This window comes from Pseudoalteromonas translucida KMM 520, assembly GCF_001465295.1.
In the GTDB taxonomy this organism is placed as follows: Bacteria; Pseudomonadota; Gammaproteobacteria; order Enterobacterales; family Alteromonadaceae; genus Pseudoalteromonas; species Pseudoalteromonas translucida.
In genome coordinates, this window is sequence record NZ_CP011034.1 from 1,417,299 (window position 1) to 1,438,876 (window position 21,578).

Annotated in this window: 29 protein-coding genes; 24 read left to right on the forward strand and 5 right to left on the reverse strand. The window is 42.0% G+C overall.

The genetic code is table 11. The features are described from left to right. Positions 1-147 precede the first annotated feature (147 nt). Entirely contained in the window at positions 148-1,599 is a 1,452-nt protein-coding gene (gene sbcB / locus PTRA_RS06695; protein ID WP_058373165.1) for an exodeoxyribonuclease I, read from the reverse strand. A 138-nt stretch (positions 1,600-1,737) separates the two neighbouring features. Between sbcB and PTRA_RS06700 the strand changes: the two genes are divergently transcribed. The 6 genes from PTRA_RS06700 to PTRA_RS06725 all read left to right on the forward strand — a co-directional run bounded on the left by PTRA_RS06700 (position 1,738) and on the right by PTRA_RS06725 (position 6,057). Further along, positions 1,738-2,958, forward strand: a complete 1,221-nt coding sequence (locus tag PTRA_RS06700; RefSeq protein WP_058373166.1) for a tyrosine-type recombinase/integrase — start codon at positions 1,738-1,740, stop codon at positions 2,956-2,958. A gap of 111 nt (positions 2,959-3,069) precedes the next feature. Then, positions 3,070-3,414: a hypothetical protein gene (locus PTRA_RS06705; protein WP_058373167.1), complete on the forward strand. Its 345-nt coding sequence runs from the start codon at positions 3,070-3,072 to the stop codon at positions 3,412-3,414. A gap of 138 nt (positions 3,415-3,552) precedes the next feature. Further along, positions 3,553-3,963, forward strand: coding sequence for a hypothetical protein (locus PTRA_RS06710; protein ID WP_208855524.1), 411 nt, complete (start codon positions 3,553-3,555; stop codon positions 3,961-3,963). A gap of 130 nt (positions 3,964-4,093) precedes the next feature. Beyond that, positions 4,094-5,134 (forward strand): GAF domain-containing protein, encoded by a 1,041-nt coding sequence (locus PTRA_RS06715; protein WP_058373169.1) that lies wholly within the window; start codon positions 4,094-4,096, stop codon positions 5,132-5,134. A gap of 14 nt (positions 5,135-5,148) precedes the next feature. Then, positions 5,149-5,334: a hypothetical protein gene (locus tag PTRA_RS06720; RefSeq protein WP_058373170.1), complete on the forward strand. Its 186-nt coding sequence runs from the start codon at positions 5,149-5,151 to the stop codon at positions 5,332-5,334. Positions 5,335-5,466: 132 nt separating this feature from the next. Beyond that, positions 5,467-6,057: a hypothetical protein gene (locus PTRA_RS06725; protein ID WP_058373171.1), complete on the forward strand. Its 591-nt coding sequence runs from the start codon at positions 5,467-5,469 to the stop codon at positions 6,055-6,057. A gap of 60 nt (positions 6,058-6,117) precedes the next feature. Here PTRA_RS06725 and PTRA_RS06730 read toward each other — a convergent pair whose 3' ends face one another. Continuing rightward, positions 6,118-6,738, reverse strand: a complete 621-nt coding sequence (locus tag PTRA_RS06730; protein ID WP_083497503.1) for a LexA family protein — start codon at positions 6,736-6,738, stop codon at positions 6,118-6,120. A gap of 151 nt (positions 6,739-6,889) precedes the next feature. On the opposite strand from PTRA_RS06730, the gene PTRA_RS06735 reads away from it, so the two are divergent. From PTRA_RS06735 to PTRA_RS06780, 10 genes are all read left to right on the forward strand, one after another. Continuing rightward, positions 6,890-7,108, forward strand: coding sequence for a YdaS family helix-turn-helix protein (locus PTRA_RS06735; protein ID WP_058373172.1), 219 nt, complete (start codon positions 6,890-6,892; stop codon positions 7,106-7,108). Then, positions 7,105-7,398 carry a helix-turn-helix transcriptional regulator gene (locus PTRA_RS06740; protein WP_058373173.1) on the forward strand — a complete coding sequence of 98 codons (294 nt, stop codon included), beginning with the start codon at positions 7,105-7,107 and terminating at the stop codon, positions 7,396-7,398. Before PTRA_RS06735 ends, PTRA_RS06740 begins: the two co-directional genes overlap by 4 nt. A gap of 10 nt (positions 7,399-7,408) precedes the next feature. Then, positions 7,409-7,681 carry a hypothetical protein gene (locus tag PTRA_RS06745; protein WP_058373174.1) on the forward strand — a complete coding sequence of 91 codons (273 nt, stop codon included), beginning with the start codon at positions 7,409-7,411 and terminating at the stop codon, positions 7,679-7,681. Between the two features lies 1 nt (position 7,682). Continuing rightward, positions 7,683-8,069 (forward strand): hypothetical protein, encoded by a 387-nt coding sequence (locus PTRA_RS06750; RefSeq protein ID WP_058373175.1) that lies wholly within the window; start codon positions 7,683-7,685, stop codon positions 8,067-8,069. 2 nt (positions 8,070-8,071) lie between these two features. Beyond that, positions 8,072-8,671, forward strand: coding sequence for a DNA N-6-adenine-methyltransferase (locus PTRA_RS06755; RefSeq protein WP_058373176.1), 600 nt, complete (start codon positions 8,072-8,074; stop codon positions 8,669-8,671). Next, positions 8,671-8,985 carry a hypothetical protein gene (locus tag PTRA_RS06760; protein ID WP_058373177.1) on the forward strand — a complete coding sequence of 105 codons (315 nt, stop codon included), beginning with the start codon at positions 8,671-8,673 and terminating at the stop codon, positions 8,983-8,985. Before PTRA_RS06755 ends, PTRA_RS06760 begins: the two co-directional genes overlap by 1 nt. Positions 8,986-9,005: 20 nt before the next feature. Next, positions 9,006-9,284, forward strand: a complete 279-nt coding sequence (locus PTRA_RS06765) for a hypothetical protein (protein WP_058373178.1) — start codon at positions 9,006-9,008, stop codon at positions 9,282-9,284. A gap of 3 nt (positions 9,285-9,287) precedes the next feature. Beyond that, entirely contained in the window at positions 9,288-11,774 is a 2,487-nt protein-coding gene (locus tag PTRA_RS06770; RefSeq protein WP_058373179.1) for a replication endonuclease, read from the forward strand. 8 nt (positions 11,775-11,782) lie between these two features. Further along, positions 11,783-12,049 carry a hypothetical protein gene (locus PTRA_RS06775; protein WP_058373180.1) on the forward strand — a complete coding sequence of 89 codons (267 nt, stop codon included), beginning with the start codon at positions 11,783-11,785 and terminating at the stop codon, positions 12,047-12,049. A 154-nt stretch (positions 12,050-12,203) separates the two neighbouring features. After that, positions 12,204-12,956, forward strand: a complete 753-nt coding sequence (locus PTRA_RS06780; protein ID WP_058373181.1) for a hypothetical protein — start codon at positions 12,204-12,206, stop codon at positions 12,954-12,956. Here the strand turns inward: PTRA_RS06780 and PTRA_RS06785 are convergent. After that, a complete protein-coding gene (locus PTRA_RS06785) occupies positions 12,942-13,187 on the reverse strand; it encodes an ogr/Delta-like zinc finger family protein (protein ID WP_058373182.1) in 246 nt (81 codons plus the stop codon). The two genes, PTRA_RS06780 and PTRA_RS06785, sit on opposite strands and share 15 nt — an antisense overlap. A 142-nt stretch (positions 13,188-13,329) precedes the next feature. Between PTRA_RS06785 and PTRA_RS06790 the strand changes: the two genes are divergently transcribed. Next, positions 13,330-13,602 (forward strand): hypothetical protein, encoded by a 273-nt coding sequence (locus tag PTRA_RS06790; RefSeq protein ID WP_058373183.1) that lies wholly within the window; start codon positions 13,330-13,332, stop codon positions 13,600-13,602. Here PTRA_RS06790 and PTRA_RS06795 read toward each other — a convergent pair. Together PTRA_RS06795 and PTRA_RS06800 are read right to left on the reverse strand one after the other, a co-directional pair. Then, complete coding sequence (locus PTRA_RS06795; protein ID WP_058373184.1) at positions 13,585-14,625, reverse strand: phage portal protein; 1,041 nt, start codon at positions 14,623-14,625, stop codon at positions 13,585-13,587. The two genes, PTRA_RS06790 and PTRA_RS06795, sit on opposite strands and share 18 nt — an antisense overlap. Beyond that, on the reverse strand, positions 14,607-16,385 hold the full coding sequence (locus PTRA_RS06800) for a terminase large subunit domain-containing protein (protein ID WP_058373185.1): 1,779 nt from the start codon (positions 16,383-16,385) through the stop codon (positions 14,607-14,609). The genes PTRA_RS06795 and PTRA_RS06800 overlap by 19 nt, the downstream gene beginning before the upstream one ends. A gap of 194 nt (positions 16,386-16,579) precedes the next feature. Between PTRA_RS06800 and PTRA_RS06805 the strand changes: the two genes are divergently transcribed. The 7 genes from PTRA_RS06805 (at position 16,580) to PTRA_RS06835 (ending at position 21,578) form a co-directional block, all read left to right on the forward strand. Next, positions 16,580-17,497 carry a GPO family capsid scaffolding protein gene (locus PTRA_RS06805; RefSeq protein WP_058373186.1) on the forward strand — a complete coding sequence of 306 codons (918 nt, stop codon included), beginning with the start codon at positions 16,580-16,582 and terminating at the stop codon, positions 17,495-17,497. Positions 17,498-17,551: 54 nt separating this feature from the next. Beyond that, on the forward strand, positions 17,552-18,580 hold the full coding sequence (locus PTRA_RS06810; protein ID WP_058373187.1) for a phage major capsid protein, P2 family: 1,029 nt from the start codon (positions 17,552-17,554) through the stop codon (positions 18,578-18,580). Positions 18,581-18,654: 74 nt separating this feature from the next. After that, complete coding sequence (locus tag PTRA_RS06815; protein WP_058373188.1) at positions 18,655-19,224, forward strand: hypothetical protein; 570 nt, start codon at positions 18,655-18,657, stop codon at positions 19,222-19,224. 47 nt (positions 19,225-19,271) lie between these two features. Continuing rightward, a complete protein-coding gene (gene gpM / locus PTRA_RS18880; RefSeq protein ID WP_083497504.1) occupies positions 19,272-19,886 on the forward strand; it encodes a phage terminase small subunit in 615 nt (204 codons plus the stop codon). Positions 19,887-19,996: 110 nt separating this feature from the next. Then, the gene (locus PTRA_RS06825; protein WP_058373189.1) at positions 19,997-20,446 is read left to right on the forward strand and encodes a head completion/stabilization protein; all 450 of its coding nucleotides are present in this window, start codon (positions 19,997-19,999) and stop codon (positions 20,444-20,446) included. Next, positions 20,443-20,925 (forward strand): phage tail protein, encoded by a 483-nt coding sequence (locus PTRA_RS06830; RefSeq protein ID WP_058373190.1) that lies wholly within the window; start codon positions 20,443-20,445, stop codon positions 20,923-20,925. The genes PTRA_RS06825 and PTRA_RS06830 overlap by 4 nt, the downstream gene beginning before the upstream one ends. After that, a complete protein-coding gene (locus PTRA_RS06835; RefSeq protein WP_058373191.1) occupies positions 20,922-21,578 on the forward strand; it encodes a hypothetical protein in 657 nt (218 codons plus the stop codon). The genes PTRA_RS06830 and PTRA_RS06835 overlap by 4 nt, the downstream gene beginning before the upstream one ends.

A 21,578-nucleotide genomic window follows, 5' to 3' on the forward strand; every position in this document is an offset into this window, starting at 1 on the left:
AGACGCTGCGCTTTTAGAGAAAGTGATAGATCTAAAAAGATCATTGTTGGTTTTATGTCTTCTCATTTACTTAAAACAAAAAACGCGACGCTTTAGTTATAAAGCGTCGCGTTTTTGTATGCCTTGTACCAATAAACTTAAAGCAAGCTACATGCTTTGTGCGTAGTTATATAAGGCTTTTAAAATGGTTAGGTTTTTTTCACTGTCGTCATGCTCATGGGCTAAATTTTCAAGCGTGATCATAAAGTCTTGAGCGTTAATTGAGGGTTGATCTTCCCCGTGCATTAACTTGTTTTGACAATACTGACGCCATTGATCCAGTTCTTGCTGGTTAAGCGTTTGCGGCCAGTTACGAGCGCGGTATCTAAACAATAAAGTATTAAACTTTTTATCTTCAAAATCGAGTTTTAAATCGGCTAAGTCTTCGGGTTTTGCATCGCGAATAATCGCAAATTTAGCTTTGTCAGCATGGCTAGTAAACCCATCGTAAAGTAAATAGTCAACGTTAGTTGTTGCGCTGTAATCGCCTTGCTCGTTAAACACCTCAGTTACTTTATCGCGCAGCTCGCTATTGCCTTTTAACACCGCCAGGTTTTTTAAACATTGCTCGCGGTCAATGCCTAAACGCGCTGCATTTTCAGGTAATAACGTTTTAGCAGGTGCTAAAATAGGGCACTTGTTTAAATGCACTAGTTTTAATCCTACTGGTAACTCGTCTTCAGCTAAATCAATACGCTTGGTATATAAACGTTTACGTAATTGCTCAACACTTAAATCAATAAGTACTTGTGGGCTTTGAATTAAATCAAAACAAATTACGGCATTTTTATTTACCGGATGAAAGCTCATAGGTGCAACCCAGCTAGTGCAGCCTTGGGTTGCTGGAATGCGTGAGCTGGTATGCACAAGCGGGGTCATGTTAAATACATCAACCAACTCAGCTAAGGCTTTTTTACCGCGTAAACTAAAAAAGAAGTTATACAGCTTTGGCTGCTTGTCTTTTATTAGTTTAGCCAGTGCAATAGTAGCGGTTACATCGCTTAGTGCATCGTGCGCCGCAGCGTGTTCAATACCGTTGGCAACGGTTAAATGCTCTAACTTAAAGCTTGGACTACCGTCTTCTTTTAACGGCCATTCAATGCCCTCTGGGCGCAGTGCATAACAAGCACGTACTAAATCAATAATGTCCCAGCGGCTATTGTTGTTTTTATATTCACGCTCGTACGGGTCGTAAAAGTTACGGTAAAAGCTATAACGGCTTACTTCGTCATCAAACCGAATACTGTTATAACCAGCTACACAGGTATTTGGCATACTAAATTGTGCATGAATTTTTGCTATAAATTCAGCCTCAACCAAGCCTTTTTTCATCGCCACTTGTGGCGTAATGCCGGTAATTAAACACGCCTCAGGGTGCGGTAAGTAATCCGCCTGCGGTTTACAGTATTCAATAAGCGGCTCACCAATAATATTTAAATCAAGATCGGTACGAACACCCGCAAACTGGCTCGGCTTATCCTTTTGCGGACTAGCCCCCCAGGTCTCGTAGTCGTGCCAGTATATTGTAGGTTGTGTTTCGTGGTATGTTGGTTCGCTCATTCTATCTCTTAGCCCTTTTGTAATGCGGGTTTTTAGTGCACTTTAATTTGTTGTTGTATCTTTGCGTGTGTTGTAATCTGCGCATTGTGTGTATAATATTGTGTATAAATTTTTTGCTAACTGTGTATAAAATATTAAATGGCAATCAGTGACACCAAATTAAGAAAGCTGCTAGATAAAAATCAAACACCGTGCGTATTATCGCATAGAGACAGTTTAAGTGTAAGAGTATCAGCCAAAGGCACAATCACTTGGCAGTATCGTTGTCGCGTGGATAACAAACAAGTAATAATATCGCTTGGACGTTATCCAGGGCTAAGTATAAAAGAAGCGCAAGACTACATACCACTACTTCAAAACTGGCTAAGCCAGGATAAAGACCCACGAACCGAACTAAAGCTTATGCGTAACCAAGCCAAAGGTTTGCCAACAATGGCAAAAGTGGCAACCGACTGGTTAAATAAAAAAGTACCCGACCTAAAAGAAAAAACCCAAACTTTATACACAAACCAAGTGGGCAAATGGATAGTGCCGCTTTTAAATGACGAAGCAATGCCACTCGACCTAATGACCATAAAAGACTGGTTTATTTATTTTGATAAAGTTAAAGAGCAAGGCAGCGCCAAAACTGCCGGCACAATATTAGTGCGCATAAAATCAATAATAGGCTGGGCCGAAAAACGCGGTGAAGCAAAACCATTTAACCCAGTACTAACCTTAAACGTAAACGACGTAGGCGAACAAGCAACAATAGGCCAGCGCGTAATGCGCTTTGATGAAATAGCAAAACTGTGGATACAAATAGAAAGCTCAAAAGCCACGCCAGCTACCAAAGCATGTTTGCAATTAATTTATATAACAGGCGCTAGGCAATCAGAAGTTCGCTTGGCCAAGTGGGAGCATTTCGACTTTGATAACAACATTTGGACAGTACCGCCCGAAAACTCAAAAACAAACCAAGCCATACGCAGGCCAATATCTAAAAAAATGCACAGCATATTAAATACACTTGCCATGGTTTACGGCAAAAGCGGCTATTTAATACCGGGCAATAACCCGCGCAAACCAGTAACCACCCACAGCATAAACCGTTACTGCTGCAGAATGTGGGATCACTTGTTTACTAAGTACAAAACACCCAAGTTTTTACCACATGACGCCCGCCGTTCAATATCAACATTACTCAGCGAAAACGGCATAGCGCCACACGTAACAGAAAAAATGCTAGGCCACACAATGCGTGGAGTAATGGCAATTTATAACAAACACGACTGGATAAAAGAGCAGGCTGAAGGGTACGAACTATATTGCCAATTCATAGATAAGGCGATAGAAAATGAATTTGTAAAGAGCAATTAACTTTGAATCATAAAGTGTAGTAATATCAAATAGTATATAGTCGGAAAAGAGGTTAAAGTGTTGTTAACTTCTAATATCTCTCGTTAAATACTTACTGTAAAGGAATATGTAATGAATTACCTGTTTTCAGCTATAGATCCAAGTTATGTTCATAAAGATTTATTTGGGATTGGAGCGATTTTTGATTTAGAAAATGGTCAACAGGGATGGAGTGAAATTCAAGATATAACAGTCGGAGATAAAGCCGCTGTAATTAATGTGAAACGCAATATCCCAGTTCTATATGAAGTTACAAAAATCGAAAAGTCAGATAAACAGATCGTCGTTTTTGGAAGAGTGATAGACAGAATTGATATGAATTATGAAAAGTTTATTCGCCAACATAATATTACTAGCAGTCGTATAAGTTCCAATCATCAGATGATGCAAGGCTTTAATTTGGCTATATGGAAATAAACCCTAACAAAATAAATCTATAATATTTATTTGCAAATGACAGTGATTTTAAATGATCCATTGTGCTTATATATTAGGTAGATAATTTTAAGTCTGTAAATAATTTTTATTCAATTAATTAAAATCTTAGGAGCTACTTTGAACAACAAACTTATTGGTGACTCGGGCGAATACTTCGTCTCATATAATTTATCCCGAAGAGGGTTATCTTGTGCTCTTATGAACAATGGAGCAAAAGGCGTAGATATTCTTGTTACCGACGATGGAAAAAGCGTTGTTAGCATTCAGGTTAAAACCTCTCAAGGAAAGTCTCAGCCTAGACAGTGGATGGTTGGAAAGAACGCGCCGAGTGCTTCCAATAATTTTTTCTTCGTTTTTTGTAATATTTGGAAGGATTTCGACAAGGCCCCTGAGGTATTCATTATTCCTAGTCAGTACGTCAAAGATAATGTCAATTGGGACTCCACAGCCCCCTTATTTAAGATAACACCAGAGGTTGCAGATAAGTATCGAGAAAATTGGGAACAAATACTTGCACTCTTTATCTAAATGTAATTGATTAATATGCTGGTTGTATTGACCCACTAATAAAGGTAGCAAACTGTGGTATATCCATATTATTAATTATAAATAGATAACTAAAACATTTAACAATGTGTTGATATATTAAGGGATTAAAGTGTCGTCGAGTGAAGAGCAATTAGATAGACTGTCTGCAGCCGCAAAAAAAAATAATAACATTACCGAGAAAATAGTTGAGAGAACAGTCACATTTTCTCAGGTTTGGTTTACTTTAATAGCACCTATCATAATAGGTGTTGCAGCTACTTATTTCACTTCTGATAAAAAAGATGATTTAGGCGGTTTAGTAATCGCACTTATTTGTATAGTCATAGTTGGTTTTATAATAGTACATATTTTTCTATCATATATAAGCCATGAATATAGTAAAAAAGAGTCTTTATATGCTGAAATCGTAGACATGAAGCATCAAAAAGATCAAGAAGTTGGAAAATTAAGAAGTGAGTTAGCACAAAATAAATTAGGTCTTAGGAGGATAACTGATTTATATAGCAATCAAATATCAAGCCTTTACTTATCTGCGCATGCTACAGATATAGCAATAGGTGACTTAAAGAAAATGGAAATTGATGATAAAAATGTCACAGAAGATGATTTTTGGAATAAAGTAACAACCTCATTAAGTCCAATATTGCAACCACTTATTATTGAACGAGAGTCGTTATTTGGCTTCAAATCTGAAGGGAAGTATAATGTGGCTTTATATTTTTATGATGCTGACGATGATGATTTAGGTATTGTTTGGAGGGATTGTGATAGCCGCTTACCTCAAAGGAATAGAAATTGGAAACCAGGGCATGGACATGTTGGGCTAGCATTTTTACACAAAGAGGCAAAGTTTTGTCCTGATATCACAATGAGTAGTGAGCTTAACCCAAGCTATACGAGTAGCGATGGTTCTAATTATAGAAGTTTTATATCAATACCTATACTTAGATGTGATGATAATGGAGAAATGCTTGAAAATGATATGAAGCCGTTAGGAGTATTAGTTCTAACGAGTGCTAAACCGGAGCAATTCATAAAAGAAAGAGATTTGCGCTTTCTTACTATTATTTCTAAGCACCTTGCCATATACTTATCATCAGTAGAAACATTTTTAAGTCACAATGTGTTGATTGAAAATGATGCAGAATAAGGATGGGTAGATTTATGAAAGAAAAAAATAATGTTAAAAAACAAAATCAAAATCAAAGTAATGCTTCTACAGAATCTTTAAGTATGTCTCAAGGTCTAGAGCTAATTAAGGCTATCAAGAACGAGCCCTCTAAAGTAGATGAATGGTTTAGTAAGCAAAGGTTAGAGATGCACAAGTTTGCCAATACCTTAGTTAATTAATATAGCCCGCCAAGCGGGCTTTTTTGTGCCGGTATAAATGTCACCTCGGGCCAAACGGCCCAACCTTGTTTTAACCTTAACGGTAACTTAGTATATAAGTTTGCAATATTATGGAAAATAAAAGGATTAGGCATGTTAAAAATTATTGGTTGGGTATTAGGTATTGTAGCAATTGGCTTTGTGGGTATGTACTTCGACAAAGGCGAGTTTTTAGCCGGGTTCGTTTGTGTGCTAGCAATTGGTTTTTTAATACCGCCGTTGTTAAATAAAATAAATAAAAACAGCAAAGAAAGCGCAGAAAAAAAAGGCAAAGAATATAAAGAGCTAACGCCAAAATCCAGTATCATCGGTGGCGTTGTGTTGCTTATAATTGCAGCTATCATGGGTAATGGAAGTAGCAACAATGAACAAGTAGCATTACCAAGCTGGTATGACAGTAGCGCAACAGAGCTAGTATCAAAAAAAGCATCTGATTGGCACAAAGCAACCGACTCACAAAAGCTATCAGCAAGCGCAGATATAATTTATACAGTATGGAAAGATGGTAAATTAAAGCCAAAAATCAGCAATAAAATTAAAAGCGTTGACGACATAAAGCCATTTGCTAATGGCCTAGCAAAAGAATTAGATAAAGCTTTTGATGGCAGCCCATCAGAAACAGGCGCTAACCCAGCCATTAAAGAAGGAGCTGTTACGCTACTAGTTCTTAATGGATGGATATAAATAAACACCAAACAAACAGCCCGCACTTAGCGGGCTTTTTTGTGCCTGCAATTTAGCAAACTAAAACGACTTACCTGCAAATATTATTTTACCTACCAACGTACAGTTGCCGTTTATTGCTATTAGTTGTTCTGGCCAGTTAGGGTTAGCTGCTTTTAAAAACTTTTGGCCGCTTTCAATTATAAGCTGTTTAAAGGTGGCTTCGTTGTTGTCATCTAAACGCGCTACTACGTACGAACCGTGTATGCACTCGGCTTCAGGGTCCACAAAAATTAAATCGCCCTCATAAAATTTAGGCTCCATGCTCACGCCTTGCACTTTCAATACAAACGTTAGATCACTGCAATTAACTGGGCACATAAAGCGTTCGGCATCATAGGCTTTAATTTCGCTAATTTCAGACCATGCACCTGCTTGTACCCAGCTTATAAGCGGGGCAGTTGCCTTAATTGCTGGTCCTGGCGAAACGTTACTATTTATGTTTTCAATTACACCAAATTGCAAAAATTCAGGAGTGCACTGTAACGCTTTTGCTAGTTCATTTATTTTTTTAGTAGTTTTAGTTGTTCCATCTTCAATCCTTTGGAGTGATTGCTGAGCTATCCCAATCATTTCTGAAAGCTTAACTTGAGTTAAATCTAGTTCTTTTCTTCTTTCTTTTACTCTTTTTCCAATGCTCATAAGTAGTCCCTTCTTATCAAAAACAGTTAATTAAGTTAAATAAATACAGTCAAATTACAGCTTATAACTATTTTACAGCTAAAACAGGTATTGACAACCACGCTGCAACTGTATTTAATACAGCTACAAACTGTAATAAAGGCGTTGAATTATGAATAACATCGCTAAAGCTGTAAAAATCTATGGCGGGCAAACCAAGTTAGGCAACGCCCTAGGTGTAAAACAAGCTTCTGTGTGGGATTGGATGAATAAGTACGGCCAAGCCCCAGCGAAATACATTACCCGTATTTCAGAACTAACAAACGGCCAAGTAACAATAGATGAGCTACTAGCCGACCACGTAAAAACCGACAAGGAGAGCGCAGCATGAGCAATGAACAGCAAATAATTATGCTCGATATTCACCCAGACGCAAAAGCAATGTTGTTTGCACTACTACAAGAAAACAACCAATTGCGCGCTGAGCTTGAAGAGCAAAAAGACCGCTTAGTAAACAGTGCAGAAGCCATGGAAGTTTTAGGCTGTGCCCACGCCAAGTTTTGGAAACTCAATAAAATGGCTGGGTTTCCAAAGCCGGTGCAATTTGGCAAAAGCAACTACTACCGCATAAACGAGCTAATAGCATTTAGAACCAAGTACCAACAAAACGTGAATAACTAGGAGCAGGGCAATGAGCACATACCAAGTATTTAGTCGTGAAACGTTAAGCAGCTTTAAAACATTAGCAGAGCAATGCCGCTATTTATTGAGCTGCAAAATTACCACCCGCAAAGCGGTGTTTGGTTTTGACCCAGTATTTCAAGCGCGTGTTGGTGATTTTGACTTACCGGTTTATTGCAATGGCGACGAGTACCAAACAATACAAAAAGCAGTTTTCTGGTTAAAAACACAAGCAACTAATTACCTAAATGCAGCAACACGCAGTCAGCAAGGAGTTAATTAACATGGCAAACACAGCTATTAACTACCCAAGCCAAGCGCCACTAAAAGCAGTAACTGGCCGCCACATACCAAAAGGCTTAGCCGAAATAAAAGCATTAATGGGCAGCGAGCGCCACACGCCAGAATACGTTTACAACAAAGTATTAAGCCCACAAGAGCGCACATTGGTATGTTTTGCAGCAGGTTTAAAGCGCCACCATTTAGAAAGTGGCTTTGCTAATTTTGATGCAGAAACCCGCTTAAAAATACACAAGGCCATTTTGCAAATGGAGCAATTAGTAAAAGCATTTACCGACGCTAACGCCATGGCCCCCGCTAAGTTTGTGCAGCATGCACCGGTTGAGCCTGCCAATACCAATTATTCACATTTAACCATTACTAAGGGCTGATCATGACTCCCGACCAGCTAATAAACCAAGACAGTGGCAATGTTGAGTTCTACACGCCCGCTAAAGTTTTGCAGTATGTGCACCAAATGTTTCCGGTTATTGATTTAGACCCAGCAAGTTGCGCGGTGGCTAACGAGTCAGTAAAAGCAACGTGTTACTTAACCGAAAAAGACGATGCATTAACACGAAATTGGATAGCAAACAGGGTTTGGTTAAATCACCCATTCAATAAAGGTGAAATAGCCTGCAAGCCAAAGTGCGTTAAAAAAGTGTGTAACGACCCTAGTTATAGTAAATATCGCGGCCACTGCATTACCGAAGGCATAGCAAGCAACGGCGATTGGATTGACTATTACCTAGACCAATATGCGCAAGGTAACTTTAAAGAAGCAATGAACATCACCTTTGTTAATAGCTCAGAAGCATGGTGCCAAAAGTTATTAAAAGCAGGTTTAAGCTGCTTTATTGATGGCAGAACACACTTTAACGATGCGCAAGGCAACGTAAAAAAGGGCGCACCAAAAGGCTGTTTTATTACTTACCTTGGCGATAGAACAGACGAGTTCCGCGCCATATTCTCAGCGCTTGGAGTAGTGAAGTAATGAAACTACACCCAAAAGCAAAAGCGGCACTTGGCTATTACAACGCACACAGAAAAGAGCGCGATATAGCAAAGTGTGATTTTCAAAAAGCGGTAAATGCATTATGCGACTTAAAAAAGTACGCGCCGAAAATTGCAAAGCGCATAAATGCGCTTGGTCGTTATAGCTCAAACAGCTGGTACGCCTACTCAATGGCTGAGTTCGATATTCAGCTTGATAACGATGTGAGGCTTTTAGATGCATACCACAACATCGACCCGATAAGCCCTGACGAGCCAGACCTAACCGAATTTTTAAACGACATTCCATTTTAACCCCCAAGGACACTAAAAAAATGACCACTATCAAAGACCAAGATCACTCTAAAAATAAGCAATTACTACTTAGCATTGTTTTACACGCTATTGAGCAAGTTAATTTTGCAATTCGCAATTTAAACAAGCGCAGCACCATTGGCATGCTAATGCAGTGCGAAGACACGTTAACCGACCTGTTGCCGATAGTGAAAATGATTGCAGATGACGACGTTAATTTTGAAGGCGTTTACAGCCAAATGAGCATTGCATTAAATGCCGCCCAAATTGGTGGCGAACCATTGGAAATAGAGCTGTAAGCCGTGGCTAACCCGAAACCAATTGACCTAAAAGCCCTTAGACTATCTAGCGTAGCCGAGGGCTTAATTACGTCTATTAGCGATATTGATAACCGTAACTTTTTAGCGCGCGGCCTGCAGGCTGTGCCTGTTCCGCTGCAAAGCAGAATGGCCCGCAAATATATTGACCGTTATAACCAAAAAAAGGCGGGTAGCGAATACCGCGCTAATACATGGTTGCGCCGTGTTATTGGTCGTTTAAAGCCACGCTTTGGCGTGTTGTTTAGTATTACTCAAAATATGCCATTGCCATGGCATATTTTAAGCAGTATTGAAAAAACCAAAAAGCATGCAAATACGCTGGCTATTGAATGCCTGCAAATTGCGCTTGATGTAAGCGAAGAGCACCAGCACCTACCTTATGAAAAAATAGTATCGTTAACCTACGATGCAATAGCTGATCACGCTAAAGCTGTGGGTGCTAACGTACCCTTTTACGCTATGCGCGAAGAAAGCTTACCAACTGAATGCTACGAAATTGCACTACTTAAAATGCAGTGCGACAAGTGGTGGGCGCGCCAATTAAAAACCCTACGCCGCCAGTTTTTAGAATTGCTAGAAATTGCCACCGGCCAAGTGGGCAAAGACCTATACCACGACAAAAAAAGCAAAAAGTTTAAACGTAAAGGCATTAGCCCGTACTCGTCAAAACAAGCGCAGCGTGAGTTTAACTTTGCCCAAGCCAGCGGCCGCCAGTTTTTAGAAATGATGGAATTACAAAGCAGCGATGGCGACGTAATAAGTTTAATTGAGGCGGTTAAAAGCGGCATGGCAAACCCAGCCAACCGCCGTAACGAATTAATGCTACGTATACGCGAAACCGAAGAGCTAGCCGACGAAATGGGTTACGTAGGTGTTTTTTACACTATTACGTGCCCGTCGCGTTTTCATGCCAACTCAAGCAAGTGGAGCGGCGAAACCCCAAAAGACGCGCAAAACTATTTAACCCAAACATGGGCGCGTGCTCGCTCTAAATTAAACCGCCGTGGCCTTAAGTATTTTGGCGTGCGTGTTGTAGAACCACATGCCGACGGCTGCCCGCATTGGCACATGATGTTATTTATGCCAAAAAACAAACTGCAAGAAGTAAACGCTATTTTGCGTTGGTACTTTATTCAAGAAGACAAAACAGAGCTTTACGATTACTACGGCCCAGTAGCAACTCGCGCCAAAGTAGTTACCGAATGGGTAGATATAAACACCCATGGCGTACACGTTAAAACCGTTGAAAAGTGCGTGAGCTATCGTGCAGGCACTAAAAAAAGCGAGCTGTTTAAAACCTACAAACAAAAGCGCCGCGAGTGGGGCCTTAAAAAAAGCCAAGGCAAAAAAGCCAAAGCGCCTAGTAAGTTTTATCGTACATTTAGCCCACGCTTTGACGCCATAACAATGGATAAAAGCAAGGGCAGTGCGGCCAGCTACATTGCTAAATACATTAGTAAAAATATTGATGGCTACATGCTGGGCGATCATGAAGATGCTGAAACAGGCGAAAACCTGCAAGAGCAAGCTAACCCCGTTTTAGCCTGGGCTAGTACGTGGAATATTCGCCAGTTTCAATTTCAAGGTTCACCAAGCGTTACCGTGTATCGTGAATTGCGCCGCCTGCCAAAAGGCAAAGCAATAAGCGACGAGACCATAGAGCCTATTCGCCACGCTGCCGACACTGCCAACTGGAAAGACTACGTAAAATTACAGGGCGGCATGTGTATTGGCCGCGCTGCTAACTTTAAATCAATGTACGAGCTAACCCCGCAAGGCAACGACTACGCCGAAGTAGTGCGCCGCATTAAGGGCGTGCTTACTAATACTGACTACAAAGCCGTGCTTAAGCGCACGCTAGAAAACGTGCATAACGTAATTGCCGACACCAGCTTAAAAACGCGCCTTATCGAATGGACAAGACAGCTCAAGGGCACAGCCGAAAAACTCAGTGCTAAGGCTAGCACCAACGTCGGCGCAGCCGACCTATCTTGGACTAGTGGTAATAACTGTACGCCTATCGCCGCAGGCTCTAGAGCTGAGTTGTTACTTGATGCCGTGGGTTTATCAAAAACCGACCTTGATGATCTGGTAAGTGATCTAAATAGCGGAAAAAGGATCAGTAGAAACGGGCTAATTTATCAAATTCGCGATGGGCAGTTACATACATTAGACGAAAACGCCCAGCTTAAGCAAAACAAGCAACTCGATATTGAATACCGAGCGCAAACACTCGCGCAAAAATCAGCTAGCTGGCACATAACCGACGCGCATTGGCAACAAGCACGCGATTTTGTAGAGCTTGCTTATAAATACGCGCAGCTCGATGGACGTAAATCACTTAATAACACCACCAACGAACGCGGACTAGTCACTATTGGCGATTGGGACCTAGTTAATTTGGTTAAACAAGGCAGTGCATCAGCAATCAGCGACAACGATTGGTGGGCACTGGATTTAATGGCGTAGGAGAAAATATGACTATTCAAATTTCAAAGGTACTCATGCCAAAGGCATGTATTAGTTGCCAGGCATTTTGCCCAAAAGGTTTTGCAGAGGATCAGCACAGCCCGTTTGTTACAAAATTCGATAAGCCCGCGCCTAAAACCCAATACGGCCAGTGCGGAAAAAACAAAAACAGCGTATTTGCTACCGAAATTTGCACCGGCTATCAGCAAGAACCTAGCGCCAACGTATTTACAGTAACTAACAGACCACAACCAAAACAGCAGGTGACATTATGAACACTATCTTTAAAAGTGACTATTAAAGTTAAAAACTTCAAATCATAAAAAAGGCTGACATGGGATGTCGGCCTTTTTTATGCCTGAAATTCATAGACTTTATTTACACCGGAATGTTATATAGATACGCAATTTTAAAAATGGATTCAACGGAATGCTTAAGTGGTTAGATAAATGTTTAGATAATTTAAAATCCCCTTATTGGGAGTTTTACATTTTAGTGGGGGCTGTGATATTTGGTATTTCAGGTAGTATTGTTATTTTTATTGACCCAAATGGGTCAGCTGAAAAGTTTAATAATATAGCAAGTTTCTTAGGTGGCTTGTTTACTGTTATTGGTGTGATCATTGCTTTTATTGCATATGAAAGAAGTAAAGTGCAGCACAAAAAAAATAGACTATTAGATATTCAATCAGAAATTGAGTTTGAGATACTTCCTAAACTAGTAAATAGCATGAATTCCTGTTTACACCATGGGGTTTATTCGTTAAGGGTAATAAGGAATGGTGAGGCAATCAACAATGAAACCATTACTAAAATATTAAAAAATATAGATGAACTAAGCATAATTAGGAAAGAGCTTGAGACTAAAACTGGATATTTAAATAAATTAGGTGGTTTGAAAAGTAATTATGAAGATAGCTATGAAGAACTTAATTTATTAATATGTATGATAATTCATTTGTATAAAGCTCAAATTGAATACATAAAATCAGAACCTAAAAAACTAGAAGAACTAGAACTTCGTTTAAAAATGGCTTTTAGCACTTATCCTTTTTTCTCACGTTATGTTGTAAATGTAATAGAAAGCGATAAAGAACACATTTCAAAGGTGTTATTAATGCGTTGTAAACTCGAATCTAAGATATCAGATGTTTATAAATACTATGGCTTAAAGCCCAATTAACTCTAACTGTTGTTCTCGAGGTAAATTTTTAATAAGCGCTGCCGCTAATTGTTGTGTGCTTTGTACCGGAGGGTTTAAGAAGTGATCAAACGATTGGGTAATGCGAAACGTTGCCCCGCACTCGCGAGTATTAGTGCAAGAGCAATATAAATTTACTACGTGCGCACTTTGCGTTTCACGCGATGTAATCGTAGCTTTAGCTTCGCAATTCGGACAAGTAACCCGCGCCATAATATTCACCAATCGTTAATAAAGTACACTGTCATTATATACAGTGTATTTGTGCATAACAAATAAGCATTTACAAATAGCCGCAATATACCTAAAATAAATTAATTATCACTTAAGTGATAAGTAATTTGAGGGTTTTAGCATGCAATATTTATATAAAGGGTCACAAAGCCAAGAGCGATTAGATTGGTTATTCGCTATGTGTAAAATTAAAAGTGCCGACATAAAAGCCGCCGCGAGCGATCATCTAGTAAAAGGCATAAGCAAAACCCATGCAGCACTGTTAAATAACGTACCCGCGCCAAATTTAACGCGAGCATTAAAAACCTTAAATACCTATGCCGAATTAGTCGAAAAAATAAAAGCGCACGATGCGCAGCATAGCCAGTACTACGCTTTACGCGCTGGGCTCTAAATCAAAATTTAGCTGTAACTTACTGCCTATTTCAGGATCCCTTGCTACTTCATCACTCATTAATTTAATAAGCGGTTTAGTCTCGTTTTTAAAATACATGGCGTCGTATTTAGTTGGGTCGCCAAGGCCTGCATTGTTGGCCGGAATAATACCCGCCAAGCCCGGCGGAAAACGGTGGGCGTTTAATATATCTTGCGCCGATACGTTTTTAACATTCATAAACTCGTCTTTACTTTCAAAGTTACCCACAGGAATTATTTGTAAGCCTTTTTCTTTACCGTTGGGTATGTTTACAAACAACGAGCGAAAGTTACCCACGCCTTTACTGTCTGAAATTTTTTGCTGTAGTTCTTCTTCAACGTCAGCGTCTAAGTTAGGATCAGTCGCGTACATAATAAAACCCATGTGCGCACCGTTTAAAAAATACTTACGGCGGAATAGCGTAGCGTCTTCATTTAATAACGTGGCTTGTAAGCCCCCTAAGTAATCGGCCAAACCATACACTTGCTGCACTGGGTCGTACTGGCGAACCCAAATAATATCGCGCTTTTTATATTTTTTAACTTGGCTATTACGCTCAAGCACCACCGCGCCACCATCACCACCAACACGAGTACGGTAACTAGGCAGCGGAAACAACCTTACAATTTGCCCAAAGCCATTACGTATTTTAAGTAGTGCCACATCACCAAATTGCACCAAGTTTAAAAAGCCTGCTTGTACTTGCTGTGCACTCATACCGCCACTAATAAAACGGCTAGCCGCCATATTGGCACGGCTTTGCACTATGCCGCCGTGCTGGGCATTACGCCGTGTTAAGTTTGCTAATAAATGGCGGTCTACTGGCGGCTCCCAATAATTATCCATATCGTTATAAAAAAGCGAGTCGTAATCGGTTAGCCACATATCTGGCATTACTTGCTCAGGCAAGCCAAACACAACGGGCGCATTTTTATTATCTGGTTGATCGTGTGGCTGGTCTGTTAACTGCTCAGCGGTTTGGTCTAATTCTGCATTATCCATCGTGATTTTCTCTTATGTGCATGGTTAAGGGGTTCGTTAATAACAGCGTGGCTAATAGCAAAAAATACGTCTGCATGGCCTATGGTGTTATCGCGGCTCGCTTTAAACGTTATAGCACCGCCCGAGTCGGTACTGGTGCGGCGTATTGAAAGGCAGCTCATAGCAATATCTTTATGTTGGGCGTCCCACTCCAAACGGCCGCCTTCAATCAGGTCAATCATTTTAAGTACTAAGCGGGTTTTGCTGCTTACGCTGTAATGTATGGCCGTAGCTTCGCGCGGGTATAAGGTACTTATAGAGTCAAACACCCCCGCGCCAATGCCGGTGGTATCTACACCAATATAAGTAACGCGGTATTTGGCATATATTTTTTGAATTTCGCTTACATGGTGCGAAAAGTTCATACCGCGCCAATAATGCTTTTCCAGTATTCTAAATTTTTCGCCAGCTTTTTCGGGCGGGGCAACCACTACTAATGCGGCATTATCGCGGGTGCGCGAAGGGTCATACCCCAGCCACACCTCGCGGTTACCAAATGGCTGTACCGCATTGGGTTTGTGATCCTGCCAGCGGGTAGCATCAACCATACATTTTTCAAGGTCGCTAAATTTAAATATACTGTCGGCATCGTCCACAAATATGCACATAAACAGGTTATTAAAATCATCGGCGTTGTATTCGTCGCGCAGCTCGTCAATGTCGAACAGCTCACAACCACCGCGCAGCGCATCTTCAATGGTAACTACATAGCGCCATTGTTTATCGGGGCACAGCCTACCGTTATCTTGCAGCTCAACAAACGTAGGAAACTCAATTTCTTCGCGCTCAGCGCGGCCTTGTCGCCAATGATCACCAGTCCAAAATGTATAAGCCGGGTGCGCTTTAGTAGAAGGGGTCGAAAAATACGTTTTACGCCACTTTTTATGTGTGGCCATGGCGCTGGCTAATTTGTTTAGCTCGTTAAACTTACCTATCCAAAAGTACTCATCTACATAAACATGGCCGTGGTAACTTTGCGCCGTTTTGCTATTGGTACTTAAAAACCGCAGCTCGGCATCACCATGTTTAGTGTGTAGGGTAATTGGGTTGCCGGTTAGCTCTATTTCAAAAAACTCATGTGCAATAGCAATTATATAGCTACGAAACACCTCAGCTTGTGAACGGCTAGCCGATAAAAATATTTGTGGGTCGCCCGTTAAAACCGCATCTTTAAACGCTTCACCCGCAAAATAATAAGTAGCCCCAATTTGGCGGCTTTTTAAAATATTACGAATACGTTGATGCAAGTTGTCGTGCATCGTTTTTTGGTATTCAAACAGCGAATCAAACCAAGTACCAAAGTCCTCTTCGGTTAAATGGCTAACATCGTTTTTACGCTTACGGCCTTTGCTTTTACCACCTTCGCTATTATTGTTTTTGTTACCGCCTTTATTAGTGCTTGGTGGCTCGTTAGCCTGGGCTGCTTTTTTAGCTTGATCAACACGCTGCTTTTTAAGCTTAACGTGCTTTTCTATCAGCATGTCTAGCTCTTTTATTTGGTTGCCTGTTTTGTCGCTAACGTCGGTAAGTATTAAAATGCGCCGCGCAATAGCTTCGTCTACATCTTCCTCGCGCAGCATATCGCGCCAATTGTATTTATCGGCCCAATAGTAAATTACACGGTTATTAGGTAACGCCAGTTCTGCCCGTATTTCGTCGGGCGTGTGGTGGCGTAAATAAAGCCGCTTAGCGGCTTCACGAATTTCAGAAGAGTAGGCCATTTAGTATTACAATATGCTCATAAAAATGATAACTGCGTACAGTGTATTCATTTACAACAAGCTTATAACCGCTTAAAAATACTCATGTTTCCTAAAACCCCAATATAGGAATTTACAAAAAGCTAACTAGGTGAACAGCCCTTTTTTTATGGCTATGCTGCGTTTAAATATTCAGTAACGCACACGGCAAACTAATGGCAAAGCAAACAGGTTGGGTAATTGCAGCAACAGAAGGCGCAACGGTAGACGGTCGCATTATTTCAAAAGAATGGATTAACGACATGGCCGCATCGTATTCAGTTGACGAATACACAGCACTTATTTGGCCAGAACATTTCCGCTCAAGCTGGGGCCCAACCGAGGGCAAAAACTGGGGCCAAGTTGACGAAGTAAAAGCCGCTAAAAAAGATGGCAAATTGCGCCTGTTTGTAAAAATTACCGCTAACGACTACCTACTAGCTGCCAACAAAGACGGCCAAAAGCTGTTTATGTCTATTGAGCCAAACCCCGACTACAAAAGCGAAGGGCGCTGTTATTTACAAGGCCTTGCCGTTACCGACTCGCCAGCCAGTTCAGGCACCAGCCGCTTAAAATTCTCTATTGGTGATAACGAAGTAAATCACGAATATAGCCAACTTGAAGCGCTACAACACAGTGACTTTATTACCACCAATAGCGAACCAACTGCCCCAAATAGCAAACAAGCCAAAGCGCAAAGCTTAATGGCGCAACTATTTAGTTTATTTTCTAGCGATCAGCAGCCAGCCGATCAGCAAGAGCCATCCACCGAGGAAGAACCCATGAACAAAGAACAGTTTGATGCCCTAATGGGCAAGTTTGAAGGATTAGATGCCAAGGTGACTGACCTTGAAACTAAATTCAGCAAGCCAGCAGAAGAACCAGAAGTTAAGCCAGAGCCAACACCAGAGCCAGAAATTAAACCAGAGCCAGCAACAGGCGTAACCGCCGAGCAATTTAGCCAGCTAATGGACAAAATGGAAGGCTTTGGCAAAAAAGTAGATGGCATAGAAACCAAATTTAACGCCCTTAGCCAAGAGCAAAACGGCCAAGAGCCCGACCCAGTTGGCGGCGAAACCGTAAGCCTGGTTTAAACAAACGCTTAACCACGTTTACCTTTATTAATGCATAACAGAGCGAGATAACGCATGCACTTAAATCAAATAGCCGCTGGGTTTTTAAAACAATACTCAACGCAACTAGCCAAAACATTCGGTGTTGAAGACGTAACTAAACAGTTTGCAGTAACAGCACCAATGGAAACCAAACTACGTTCCGCGCTTTTAGAGTCGGTCGAATTCCTGCGCATGATCAGCACTATGCCAGTCGATCAGCTAAGTGGCCAAGTAGTAAAAGTAGGTAACTACGGTATCGCGACAGGTCGCAAAGCCGGTGGGCGTTTTACATCGGATCAAGGCGTTGGCGGCTTTAAATACCAGCTTACAGAAACCGATTCATGTTCAGCACTTCCATGGGCGCTTTTGTCTGCATGGGGTAATGCCGGCAACCAAAATGAGTTCATGAAAAAAATGAACGACAACGCAACGCACCGCTTTGCACTCGACATGCTGCGCGTTGGTTTTAATGGTACATCAATCGCCGCTACATCAGACCCAGTTGCAAACCCATTGGGCGAAGACGTAAACAAAGGCTGGCATCAAATCGTTAAAGAAGAAGCGCCAGAACAAATAGTAACTGACCCTATTTACTTTAATCCAGACGCAACCGAAGCGCTTAAAGATGGTGAATACAAAACGTTAGATGCCATTGTTACCGAGCTTAAAAATACGCTTATTCACCCATCACTGCGTAACGACCCGCGCCTAGTTGTATTGGTTGGCAGCGACTTAACGGCCACAGCGCAAACAAAGCTAATGAACCAAGCTGACAAGCCAAGCGAACGTGTGGCCGCTCAGCAAATGGATAAAAACATTGGCGGCATGCGTGCATATACGCCGCCGTTCTTCCCGGGCAAACGCATTGCAGTAACTATGCTAAGCAACTTGCATATTTATACACAGCGCGGCACATCACACCGTAAGTCTGAAAACGTTGAAGACCGCAAGCAGTATGAAGACAAGTACTGGCGTAACGAAGGCTACGCAATTGAAGAGTTTGAAGCGTATGCCGCAATCGACGAAGCCAACATGAACATTGGCGCCGCGCCAGCAGCTTAAGCGCGACTGGTAAACGCATTGCTAGGCCTAACCGCCTAGCATTTAAACCATATTATTAAAAATAGGATAGAGCCATGAGCGCCATTGCTAATTTTAAAAAACGCAAGCTAGCAGAAAAAGCCAAGCAAAGTGATCAGCAAGTAAAGCCTGCAACGGCGCTTACATTGCTAGCGCAGCTACTGGGTTGCGACGAATCAAAAGCCATTGAAACAGCGCAACAATACGTTGACCAAAACATTCATTTTTTTAATGTAAACATGAGTGTTGATCCTGCAGCGCCAGGCGAAGACAAAACCGCCGTTGCAGACGTCACCCTTGATGATAAAGGCAATATTGAAAACATCGATGTTTCAAACGTTGAACATGCAACCGACGAGCTAAACGAAAGCATTGAACATGCAAGCGACGCCGCCGCAACTATTGCCAATAGCGCCGAGCAAACAAGCAGTGCCGCCAGCGACATTAAAAGCGCCGCAGAACAAGCAAGCGACGCAGCCAGCGACCTAGCTTACCAAGCCGACGACATTAACAACGCAAATAGCGACTTGGCCGAAACGGTAAAAGAGCTAAAAAAGCCGTCGGCGGCGCCAAAATCCTCCAATTCAAAGAGCAAAACCAAGCAAAAAAACAGCTCGAAAAAGTAAGTGTAACGGGTTCAGGGCAGTACGCCCCAAGCCTACATTTACAGCTAATTGAATTAGAAGACGACTTAAAACGGTTAAAAGGTTTTGCGCGCCGCGTCGACAAAATAACCCATAAACGCGACGTGCTATTACCCAAGTGGTTACCCATTGTTGAGCAGCATTTAGCAAACATAAAAGAAGGAAAGCCCAATGACAACCCGATTTTTGCTTACTGCACTGTTTGGCTATTTGATATTAACGACCTTGGCCGTGGCCTTGAGTTTGCTTTTACAGCCATTGAGTGCAATCAGCCCATGGCTAACAGCATACGCCGCAAGTGGCCTGGTTTTATTGCCGACACTGTTTTTGATTGGGCGCAAACCCAAGCAGAAAAAGGAAGCAGTATTGAACCGTATTTTGGCCAAGTGTTCAGCAATGTTGCGAACCATTGGAAATTACCTGAGCAAGTTACGGCTAAGTACTACAAGTTTGCGGGCCTTGCGTTACTGCGCAGCAAAAACGGCGACATTAGCCCGTCAACGGTTGGCGACGTGCAAAGGCTACAGCAGGCCGACGGCTACTTAGCCAAAGCAGCAGAGCTACATAAACACGCACAAGTAAAAACAGTAAGAAACAAAATAGCCATGAGATTAAGAGCTATTGCCGAGCTAAACGCCCAGTAATAGCCATTACTCCCAACCCTCCAGTGCACTAGCCGAGTGTTTAACGGGCGACCGTTAAAAACCACTAAGACGCTAACTGCACTGAACCCAAATTGTAGAAGGTATGCGGTATGTCATTTGGATTTGAAGCAACAGCACAAAGCAGCATTGCAATAGATGAAACCAGCGGCTGGCCAGCATTAAGCACCGGCGAGTTTCGCGCACATCGCCGCATACCCGAATTTTACGAAGAAACAGTAATAGCCGACTCGCTCAACCGCAGCGCGCTCGAAGTACAACAGCAGTTACTAAAATACATTATGAAAGAAAACACGGACGTTGCTTTCACCCTAACTAACGCCGTGCCCAACTTTAATACCGCACAGCAAAGCGTTTACCGTGGTGCCGTGTATGCCCGTTCGCATTCAGATTTAATGGGCTACTTTTCATCGGTTGACCAAAAAGACGCAGGCAACAACAAAGCCGACGACGTTGATCAGCAAGACGCCATACTCGCGCAATCTAACCGCAGCATACGTTTATTGCTTGGCCTTGGCCGTGCCGGAGTGCACCTACTATGAGCCAAACAATTACCCAATTGCAGCAGCTAACCAACTTTTTGCACAGCAGCTTAAAGGGCGCAATTCACGCCAATAACATAGACGCCTGGCAAGAGCGCGGCACGCTAATAATTCACAACCAAGACCGTGGTCAAGACGGTTACGCAGTTGCTAAATGGAAACACACCGCCGTAATTGCTATCGAGAATTTTCCGCATAGGCGCGTAAACCCGTACAACTTGCTCGCCATGGTAAGCGCCTTTTTAATAGACAGCGAATGGCCGCGTGACGAATACGGCCTAGACGACCCCGAAATAGACATTGACGTAGTGAGCAAGGACAACGCCACCGTGTTAATCGACGTGCAACTAATTGACGACATAGAACTAATACCCGCCGACAACGGCCCGGTGTTTTTTAATGGCGAAAATTATTACGTATCGCTAGCGCCAATCAGCATAGCCGAAGACGTAAACGTAGATATTAAGGGGCAACCATGAGTTTAGTGATCACCCCAAACAGCAAACAAGCATTAAGTGCAAAGCATCAATTGCAGTTACTAGCATTGCCAAACAACAAGCGCATTCGCTTATTAAAAACGCTTGGCCGCTACGAACGTAAGCTGGCGCGCCAACGCGTACGCACCCAAACCACGGTAAAGGGCAATAAGTTTGCAGCACGCGAAAGTGGCAAAAAAACCAAAATGCTTAAGCGCATGGGTAAAACATTAGAGCCCTACGTAAAAGCGGGTAAACGCCTAGAGCTAAAACATAAAAATGCACTTACTGGGCGAATAGCTGCACTGCACCAAGAAGGTGGCACCGAGCAAATGACCGCCAACCGCATGGCACGTATTCATGGCAAACCAAATTACAAAGCACCGTGTACACGCAGCCAAGCCAAAGCGCTATCGGCCGAAGGTTACAAAGTACGCAGAGCAAAAGGCAAAGGCTACCGCCGCGCCACAATTAAAGAAATAACAGCCAACTTAAACCACGGTAAAGCCACCTTAGTTTTAAGTAAATTACGCGGCCAAAAAAGCCGTAAAAGCTGGCCAATAGCAGTAAAAGCACGCCCGTTTTTAGGCGACACACCGCAAAACGTGCAAGCGCAATTGGCACAAATTTTAAACCAACTCAATAAACGAGGATAA